Genomic DNA, 2,998 nt, shown 5'->3' on the forward strand with positions numbered 1-2,998 from the left:
TCTATTCACAATGCTTAAAATCTGGAAGCGTAATTAAATTCTTTTCGTCTACTTTTATTCTTAACTTCTAACAAGCTTAAAACCACTTTGGCGTTGTATGGTTAAGCCTCACGGGTAATTAGTACGAGTTAGCTCAATGCCTCACAGCACTTCCACATCTCGCCTATCAACGTTGTAGTCTTCAACGGCCCTTCAGTTAACTCTAAGTTAAAGTGAGAACTCATCTCGAGGCTCGCTTCCCGCTTAGATGCTTTCAGCGGTTATCGATTCCGAACGTAGCTACCGGGCAATGCTATTGGCATAACAACCCGAACACCAGCGGTTCGTCCACTCCGGTCCTCTCGTACTAGGAGCAGCCCCTCTCAATTCTCAAACGCCCACGGCAGATAGGGACCGAACTGTCTCACGACGTTCTAAACCCAGCTCGCGTACCACTTTAAATGGCGAACAGCCATACCCTTGGGACCGACTTCAGCCCCAGGATGTGATGAGCCGACATCGAGGTGCCAAACACCGCCGTCGATATGAACTCTTGGGCGGTATCAGCCTGTTATCCCCGGAGTACCTTTTATCCGTTGAGCGATGGCCCTTCCATTCAGAACCACCGGATCACTATGACCTACTTTCGTACCTGCTCGACGTGTCTGTCTCGCAGTTAAGCTGGCTTCTACCATTACACTAACCGTACGATGTCCGACCGTACTTAGCCAACCTTCGTGCTCCTCCGTTACTCTTTGGGAGGAGACCGCCCCAGTCAAACTACCCACCAGGCACTGTCCTCAACCCCGATTAGGGGCCTAAGTTAGAACATCAACACTACAAGGGTGGTATTTCAAGGACGGCTCCACACAATCTAGCGACTGTGCTTCAAAGCCTCCCACCTATCCTACACATGTAGGGTCAATGTTCAGTGCCAAGCTGTAGTAAAGGTTCACGGGGTCTTTCCGTCTAGCCGCGGGTACACAGCATCTTCACTGCGATTTCAATTTCACTGAGTCTCGGGTGGAGACAGCGTGGCCATGGTTACACCATTCGTGCAGGTCGGAACTTACCCGACAAGGAATTTCGCTACCTTAGGACCGTTATAGTTACGGCCGCCGTTTACCGGGGCTTCGATCAAGAGCTTCGACAAACGTCTAACCCCATCAATTAACCTTCCGGCACCGGGCAGGTGTCACACCGTATACGTCATCTTACGATTTTGCACAGTGCTGTGTTTTTAATAAACAGTCCCAGCCACCTGGTCACTGCGGCTCTCGTTTGCTTACAGAGCAAGTCCTTCACAAACAAGAGCGTACCTTCTCCCGAAGTTACGGTACAATTTTGCCTAGTTCCTTCACCCGAGTTCTCTCAAGCGCCTTAGTATTCTCTACCTGACCACCTGTGTCGGTTTAGGGTACGATTCGATATAAACTGAAGCTTAGAGGCTTTTCCTGGAAGTAGGGCATCAACAACTTCACCACCGTAGTGGCTCGTCTCGACTCTCAGCCTTAGCGACCCGGATTTTCCTAAGTCACCAGCCTACAGCCTTTCACATGGACAACCAACGCCATGCTTGCCTAGCCTGCTCCGTCCCCCCATCGCATTTATACCAAGTACGGGAATATTAACCCGTTTCCCATCGACTACGCTCTTCAGCCTCGCCTTAGGGGTCGACTCACCCTACCCTGATTAACATGGGATAGGAACCCTTGGTCTTCCGGCGTGCGGGTTTTTCACCCGCATTATCGTTACTCATGTCAGCATTCGCACTTCTGATATGTCCAGCATGCCTCCCGGCACACCTTCAGCCGCTTACAGAACGCTCCCCTACCCCGCGAACAAAGTTCGCAGCCGTAGCTTCGGTGGTATGTTTAGCCCCGTTACATCTTCCGCGCAGGCCGACTCGACTAGTGAGCTATTACGCTTTCTTTAAAGGATGGCTGCTTCTAAGCCAACCTCCTAGCTGTTTTAGCCTTCCCACATCGTTTCCCACTTAACATACACTTTGGGACCTTAGCTGACGGTCTGGGTTGTTTCCCTCTCCACGATGGACGTTAGCACCCACCGTGTGTCTCCCGGATAGTACTTTACGGTATTCGGAGTTTGCAAAGGGTTGGTAAGTCGGGATGACCCCCTAGCCTTAACAGTGCTCTACCCCCGTAAGTATTCGTCCGAGGCTCTACCTAAATAGATTTCGGGGAGAACCAGCTATCTCCCGGTTTGATTAGCCTTTCACTCCTAGCCACAGGTCATCCCCTAACTTTTCAACGTTAGTGGGTTCGGTCCTCCAGTCAGTGTTACCTGACCTTCAACCTGCCCATGGCTAGATCACCGGGTTTCGGGTCTATACCCTGCAACTTAAGCGCCCAGTTAAGACTCGCTTTCGCTACGGCTCCCCTAAATGGTTAACCTCGCTACAGAATATAAGTCGCTGACCCATTATACAAAAGGTACGCAGTCACCCTCGAAGGGCTCCTACTGCTTGTACGTACACGGTTTCAGGTTCTATTTCACTCCCCTCACAGGGGTTCTTTTCGCCTTTCCCTCACGGTACTGGTTCACTATCGGTCAGTTGGGAGTATTTAGCCTTGGAGGATGGTCCCCCCATATTCAGTCAAAGTTTCACGTGCTCCGACCTACTCGATTTCACTTCAGATAAATTTTCGTGTACGGGACTGTCACCCTGTATCGTCCAACTTTCCAGAAGGTTCCACTAATTACACTGAAGCTTAAGGGCTAATCCGATTTCGCTCGCCGCTACTTTCGGAATCTCGGTTGATTTCTTTTCCTCGGGGTACTTAGATGTTTCAGTTCTCCCGGTTTGCCTCTTACAGCTATGTATTCACTGTAAGATACCGCTAAGCGGTGGGTTTCCCCATTCGGAAATCTAAGTCTCAAGTGCCTCTTACTGGCTTGACTTAGCTTATCGCAAGTTAGTACGTCCTTCATCGCCTCCAACTGCCAAGGCATCCACCGTGTACGCTTAGTCACTTAACCATACAACCCAAAATGGTTT

At 50.3% G+C, this 2,998-nt stretch carries 1 rRNA gene; it reads right to left on the reverse strand.

Annotation, left to right across the window (positions count from 1 at the left end):
* Positions 1–97: 97 nt before the first annotated feature.
* Positions 98–2,979, reverse strand: a 23S ribosomal RNA gene (locus N473_RS20485).
* Between the last annotated feature and the right edge of the window lie 19 nt (positions 2,980–2,998).

Origin of the sequence: Pseudoalteromonas luteoviolacea CPMOR-1 (assembly GCF_001625685.1) — a bacterium.
GTDB classification, from domain to species: domain Bacteria; phylum Pseudomonadota; class Gammaproteobacteria; order Enterobacterales; family Alteromonadaceae; genus Pseudoalteromonas; species Pseudoalteromonas luteoviolacea_K.